The organism is Mycobacterium sp. (genome assembly GCF_035640695.1).
Lineage (GTDB): Bacteria > Actinomycetota > Actinomycetes > Mycobacteriales > Mycobacteriaceae > Mycobacterium.
In genome coordinates this window covers 1-5,707 of record NZ_DASQVQ010000082.1, presented here as the reverse complement: position 1 = coordinate 5,707, position 5,707 = coordinate 1, and the positions used below count along the sequence as shown (strand labels likewise).

The window sequence follows — 5,707 nt, the reverse complement described above, 5'->3', positions numbered from 1 at the left end:
AAGTACACGCGGTAGTCGTCGATCTTGCCCTCGGCGTCGGTGTGGAAGATCGTGACGCACGGGATGGTGACCTGCTTGCCGTCCTTACGGTCGTAGGTCACCTTCAGCTCGTCGATGGTGTCGTTGGCGAAGGTCCATTCCCTCACGATCGAGTGCCGAAGACGCGCGATGGTGTCGTAGAACGCGGTCGTGCCCGTGCGGATTTCGTGGTGTCCGACCAGCGGGTCGCCGTTGCCGAAAACAACGCGTGCATCCGGCGCAAAGAGTGAAACTATCGCGTCTACGTCCATCGAGTCCGTCTTCGCGAAGAGTTCGCGTGATTGGGGACGCGTTACTGCACCCATGAGAGTCCTTCTCGTCGCTGCTGGTCCGGTGCCGCCGACAATAGGTGATATGTCACGCTTACTGCAAGCGGTTCGGCCGCGCGCGTATTCCCGGCTCGGCTGACCAAGGTCAGGCGGATTTCAAACCCTGGCTGTTCACCAGGGAGTTGGCGGCAGGGAGCTATTGAAGTTGATGTTGACCTGGATGTGTTCCAGGGCCGCGGTCAAGGGTGCGAGGAGTTCGTCGGGCAGCGGGTCAAAGAACATGCGCCGCACGAGGTCCACGTGGCCGGGCGCCGCCGCTTCGATCGCCGCGCGGCCCGCCTTAGTCAGGGTCGCGTCGGTAGCCCGGCCGTCCTCATTCGAGGGAACCCGCTCAATGAGGCCGCGTTCGCACAATCTGCGCAGTTGATGTGACGCTCGGCTACGTTCCCAACCGATCAGCGCCGCAAGGTCTGAGACCTGGAGGCGACCGTCGGGTGCGCCGGTCAACGCGTTCAGGACGTGGTAGTCGGCGAGCGACATGTCGGTGTGGCTTTGAAGCTGACGATTCATCTCGTAGTTCAGCCGCATCTGGACGCTCATGAATGCGCGGAAAGCCCGCAGCTGGGCTGCCGACAGCCAGGGATCGCGTGCAGGCTTTCGGCATGGAGTACGTGACACTTCGGCCATTCCTCGTCGGACTATTCGCCCAGGATCTCGCGGTGATGGCCGATAGCTTGCGCCACAGTTCGACGATGGCCGCAGAAACCAACTAGATGGTGCATGATATATCACGTATATTGACGACCATGCCCGACGATTCTGAAGACGGTTCGCCGTCACAGCTCTATGCCGCGTTCGTCGACTACCTTCGTGCGGGCCAAGCGAGCGATGACGGCTCGTCTGGGCTGGAGGGCGTTCGACGCGGGATCAGCGACCTCGGCGGTGTGCCCGCCATCACACTCCAACCACTGGCTGGGCAGCCAGATCGCACCGTGGTGTACTTCCACGGCGGCGGCTACGTCAGTGGTTCTCCTCCTGACCGTTACCTTCCGCTCGCGGCCGCGGTGGCTCTGGCCGCCAACGCCCGGGTGTACGCGGTGGACTACCGGATCGCCCCACAGACCCCCTTTCCTGGCGCGTTCGACGACTGCCTGCGCGCATACGACTGGCTTGTCTCCGTCTCCGGTGTAGATCCGAAAGCTCTTTTTGTATTGGGTGATTCGGCGGGTGGGAACCTGGCGGTCGCTGTCGCCGCCGCGGTGCGAGATGAGGCCTTGGCGCTTCCGGCCGCCCTCGCGGTGCTGTCGCCGCTGGCCGACCTGACCCTCGGCGGCGCCTCAATCGAGGAGCGTAAACACCTGGACCCCTTGGTCACTCGCGAAATGTTCGAGTACACGGTAGCCGAGTATCTTGCCGGTGCTGACCCTCGCGACCCCCGGTGCTCTGCGATCTTCGCGGACATGCGTGGCCTCCCGCCGATGCTCATCCAAGTCGGCGAGAACGAAATCCTCTACGACGACGCCACCCGCATGCGAGACGCCGCCACCGCCGCGGGCGTCGACATCACCTTCGAGTCCTGGCGACACGGAGTCCACGTGTGGCAGGTCTTCGTCTCGTCGGGGCTGCCCGAGTCGGCCGCCGCCATCGAGCGCATCGCGACCTTCTTCAAGAGACAAAACCTCGACACCCGACACCGGCGGCTGTCGAGATGCAGCGATGATTGACAAGACTCCGCTGAAGGGGCAGCGGGATAGGGGGAATAACGGAAAGCGCCCGTCCCTGATCCCCGCCGACAAGCGGCCGCGCGCTGCTACGTCTACCCTGGGCTGAGATTGTCGCTGGTCGTTAGTTTGCGGAAGTCCCAGCTGGTGATCTTCTGGGGTGTGACACGTAGCCAGGCGTGGCGGTGATCGGCGTAGAAGTCACCGCCGCTCAGGTACTTGAGAGCGAAGAGACGCTCCGGTGTGACCAGTGACGGGTCCGGGGTTTCGGTCCGGGGCACCTCTCCGGCCGCCATGGCAGTGCCACGGATCTCGACCCCACGGAGTGTGAGGTAGTCGGTCCCGGAGTCGACGACCATTGCGATATCACAGCGGTTTTGGACGTCGGTCCACCGCTGGCTCTTCACCAGCGAGTACAGCCAGATGGCGGTGCCGTCCCACACGAACCACAACGGTGTGACGTGCGGCTTGCCTCGGCAATCGACAGTCGCCAATCGGCAGGTGCGCTCCTCAGCTAGGAAGTCGTCGCGTTCCTCGGGCGTCATTGCGATGGCGTTGCCTCGCCGTTGCTGGGTCACGAGGCGCTCGTGTTGTCGATGATGGTGATGCCGAACTTGGTGCGGCTGGCGGCTCTTCGAACAGCCTCGGCGGCGTCATTGAGGCGGTAGCGCGCCTCGATCGGTGGTTGGATGGTCCCCTCGGCGATCCAGCCCTCCAGCCTGTCGCGGTTGGTCTCGGCTTCGCGTGGATGGCGTCGTTCGAACTCGGCGATTTCGTAGCCGACGATCTTGGAACCCTTGAGCAAGATGATGTTGAGCGGGACTCGAGGGATCGTTCCGGATGCGAAGCCCACGACGACGAACCGACCGCCGTAACCGGTTGCGCGCAGTGCGAGTTCGGAGAGGTCGCCGCCGATGACGTCGAGCACCACTCCGGCGCCGTTGGCACAGAGTCGCTTGATCTCGTCTTTGAGGTTGGTTGCGGCGTAGTCGACGGTTTCGTCGGCGCCGAGCTTGCGGCAGAAGGCCAGTTTCTCCTCATCGGAGGCACAGGCGATGACGCGTGCGCCGAGCGCTTTGCCCACGCCGATGGCTGCACTTCCCACGGCGCCGCCGGCGCCGAGTATGACAAGGTCTTCGCCGGGGCACAGGTCGGCCACCGACGTCAGTGCGTCGAAGGCCGTCCGGTAGGTCGTTCCGGTGGTGCAGGCGAGATCGAACGGCAACCCGTTGGGGGTGTGGCGCAACAGCGTCGCCGGTACCGCGGCTCGTTCGGCGAAACCGCCAAGCAGCGTCATGCCGTGCACTCGGTCTCCGGTCACGAAACAATCGCAGTCCGGGCCCACCGCCGACACCACGCCAGCGATGTCGATGCCGGGAATGAAGGGTGCGGGAAACTGGATTTGGTACTTGCCCAAGACACTGAGTGCGTCGACGAAGTTCACCGCCGCCGCCTTGATGTCGACGACGACCATGCCGTGCCCGGGTACCGGGTCGTCGACTTCCCCCACGGTCAGGTTGTCCAGTGTTCCTGTTTCGAGGCATTGCAGTGCCAGCATCGGCGCTCCCTAGGTCAGGTCCTTCGTTCTGAGGTCGTCTCGGCAGGACTGTGCTCGACGTCGGCCCGACTTCGGAATGGGTCGGTGTCAGGCACGGTCACCTTCTAGTGCGTCTCGCTCAGGTCCAGAAGCGCTCCGAGTGTCTGGCCACGCCCGTGGACAGAATAGCTTTTTGGCCACGGGCGTGGCAAGAATGTGACGGAGTCGATAACCTAGCTCGCGTGCCGAAAACAACGCGATGGGCCGGAGTGCCGGTTACTGAACGTGGCGCCGAGCGGCGTGCGCTGTTGATCGACGTCGCGTTTCAGCTGTTCGGCGAAGGCGGCGAAGCCGCCCTGTCCGTGCGTTCGGTGTGCCGGGAAAGCGGCATGCACTCGCGTTACTTTTACGAAAGCTTCTCTACCACAGATGAATTGCTGGGGGCGGTCTACGATGCTGTGGCTAGAGAGATGTGGGTAGCGATCGAGGAGGCATTGCGAGCTGCGGGCCGTTCACGGTCGGCGAAGTCACGCGCAGGCATCGGTACGGTGCTGGGATTCAGCTCTGCGGACCCCCGTCGGGGCCGGATTTTGTTTACCGAGGCTCGAGCCAATCCCGTGCTCATCGCCCGGCGAATGGCGACCCAGGATCGGTTGCGTTCGATGTTCCTCAGTGCCGCCTGTCGCGCACAAGCCGGCCAGGACTCGGTGGGTGCGCGGGTGGACGCGGCGATGTACACCGGCGCGATGGCCGAACTGGCTCAGCAATGGCTGTCCGGCAACCTTGGTGACGACCTGCCCGCCGTTGTCGACCACGCCGTGCAGCATGGCGTGGCCTGAGTTCGGATCGCGTAGCAGCGCGAGCAGAATCAGGTTGACCGGAAGGACTTTCCATTCGCGACGGCGTGCCTGCACGATCAGCGCGACCTGTACGAGGGCAAGCCCGCTCGCGGCCAGTGTGGTGAGGATAGGGGCGATCCCGGCCCCCAGAGGGCGATGTCCATCGCGTTGGCACTCACCGGGAAAGCATTTCCACCGGTTTCAACTGAGCGGCTCGCCCCTGGGTGTGTTCGTGTAGCCATGCGGTGCGACGCGCGCGTTTGCGGGCGTCCAACCGTTGATCGTAGCCCGGTATCCATCGGCGACAGATCTCGTCACGCAGGTTGGGCAGCAGTCGCGTCAAGGGCAGCCAACGCCGCCAACCGGGTTGGGGTAACTGATTGGCGGTGAAGACCTCGTTGGAGAGGAAGAAGCGCGTCCATCCCGGGATGAGGCGTTGTTCGCGAACCTTTTCATACCAGGAGGCGCCGATGCCCACTTGCGCTCGACCGCCGGACAGGACGTCGAGCGTGGTGACGATTTTGGCCAGCAAGCCGGGGTGTCGGTACAGCACGCCGGTCACTAGAACTGCCAACCGGATTCGTCGGGTCAGCGCCGCCACGTATCCCAGCGTGGTGTACGCTCCAGCATCGGTTCCTCGGCGTGGGCCCCGCTGCTCGATCTGGAAGTAGTGGTCCATCACGCTGAGTTCAGCAAAACCCGCCTCCTCGGCGGTCTTCGCAGCCGCGGCGAGCGTTTCCGGGATCCGCTGAGGACCACCCGGAGCCGAGAAGGTCCAATAGTGAAGACCCAGGTCCATTGGTCACCGTCCCTTGTGATCACGCCACACATCGGGCTTACACCAATCCGAGTAGCTGCAGGTCGGTGATGTATTTGACGATGAGATCGGCCGTAATGTGTGGGATATCTTTGTCCGGACCGACTTTCGCCTCTTGGACTGCCGCACGGAACGCTTCGGTGGATGCCAGCGCCTGGCGCAGCGGCTTCTCGGGCTCCTGCCAGTAGTGCAGCAGTGGCAGCACCGATTGCTGGCGTTGGCGTTTCGGCAGTGCGCGCATCGCGGTCTCGAACCGTTGCAGCCAGTCGTTGTAGTCGGCGATGCGCTGGATCGGGTAGCCGGCCGCGTTGAGCCAGTCGACGAATTGGTCGAGCCCAATGCCGTCGTCGTATGGGTTGAGCACGTGGTAGGTCTGATACCCGTCCTCCTGCACGGCTGCGCCCAGGGTGGCGATCGCTTCGGCAACGAAATCGACCGGCAGCCCGTCGTAATGAGCCCGCTGGCGGTCGCCATTGGCGTCCAAT

The 5,707-nt window shown here is 63.7% G+C and carries 7 protein-coding genes and 1 pseudogene; 2 read left to right on the top strand and 6 right to left on the bottom strand.

Translation table 11 applies throughout. The features are described 5' to 3' along the window. Positions 1 to 290, bottom strand: a 290-nt coding sequence (locus VE759_RS09905; protein WP_324931100.1) for a nuclear transport factor 2 family protein, incomplete at its 3' end; no start/stop codon positions are given. Between the two features lie 189 nt (positions 291 to 479). Continuing rightward, positions 480 to 908, bottom strand: coding sequence for a helix-turn-helix domain-containing protein (locus tag VE759_RS09900; protein ID WP_324931097.1), 429 nt, complete (start codon positions 906 to 908; stop codon positions 480 to 482). Positions 909 to 1,114: 206 nt separating this feature from the next. Here VE759_RS09900 and VE759_RS09895 point away from each other — a divergent pair, with 206 nt between their 5' ends. Continuing rightward, positions 1,115 to 2,032, top strand: a complete 918-nt coding sequence (locus tag VE759_RS09895) for an alpha/beta hydrolase (RefSeq protein WP_324931094.1) — start codon at positions 1,115 to 1,117, stop codon at positions 2,030 to 2,032. Between the two features lie 92 nt (positions 2,033 to 2,124). Here VE759_RS09895 and VE759_RS09890 read toward each other — a convergent pair whose 3' ends face one another. Both VE759_RS09890 and VE759_RS09885 read right to left on the bottom strand, forming a co-directional pair. Beyond that, positions 2,125 to 2,607 carry a pyridoxamine 5'-phosphate oxidase family protein gene (locus tag VE759_RS09890; RefSeq protein ID WP_324931091.1) on the bottom strand — a complete coding sequence of 161 codons (483 nt, stop codon included), beginning with the start codon at positions 2,605 to 2,607 and terminating at the stop codon, positions 2,125 to 2,127. Next, positions 2,604 to 3,587: an NADPH:quinone oxidoreductase family protein gene (locus VE759_RS09885; RefSeq protein ID WP_324931088.1), complete on the bottom strand. Its 984-nt coding sequence runs from the start codon at positions 3,585 to 3,587 to the stop codon at positions 2,604 to 2,606. Before VE759_RS09885 ends, VE759_RS09890 begins: the two co-directional genes overlap by 4 nt. A 221-nt stretch (positions 3,588 to 3,808) precedes the next feature. On the opposite strand from VE759_RS09885, the gene VE759_RS09880 reads away from it, so the two are divergent. Further along, the gene (locus VE759_RS09880) at positions 3,809 to 4,405 is read left to right on the top strand and encodes a TetR/AcrR family transcriptional regulator (protein ID WP_324931085.1); all 597 of its coding nucleotides are present in this window, start codon (positions 3,809 to 3,811) and stop codon (positions 4,403 to 4,405) included. Between the two features lie 175 nt (positions 4,406 to 4,580). Here VE759_RS09880 and VE759_RS09875 read toward each other — a convergent pair whose 3' ends face one another. Next, positions 4,581 to 5,204 carry an LLM class flavin-dependent oxidoreductase gene (locus tag VE759_RS09875; RefSeq protein ID WP_324931082.1) on the bottom strand — a complete coding sequence of 208 codons (624 nt, stop codon included), beginning with the start codon at positions 5,202 to 5,204 and terminating at the stop codon, positions 4,581 to 4,583. A 37-nt stretch (positions 5,205 to 5,241) separates the two neighbouring features. Next, positions 5,242 to 5,707 (bottom strand): annotated as a pseudogene (locus VE759_RS09870) (oxidoreductase); the annotation flags it as partial.

What these genes read in the sequence shown, in the direction of transcription:
- VE759_RS09885 (WP_324931088.1), bottom strand. Translation starts at nt 3,587, where the DNA reads ATGCTGGCACTGCAATGCCTCGAAACAGGAACACTGGACAACCTGACC.
- VE759_RS09900 (WP_324931097.1), bottom strand. Translation starts at nt 908, where the DNA reads ATGAGCGTCCAGATGCGGCTGAACTACGAGATGAATCGTCAGCTTCAA.
- VE759_RS09895 (WP_324931094.1), top strand. Translation starts at nt 1,115, where the DNA reads ATGCCCGACGATTCTGAAGACGGTTCGCCGTCACAGCTCTATGCCGCG.
- VE759_RS09875 (WP_324931082.1), bottom strand. Translation starts at nt 5,204, where the DNA reads ATGGACCTGGGTCTTCACTATTGGACCTTCTCGGCTCCGGGTGGTCCT.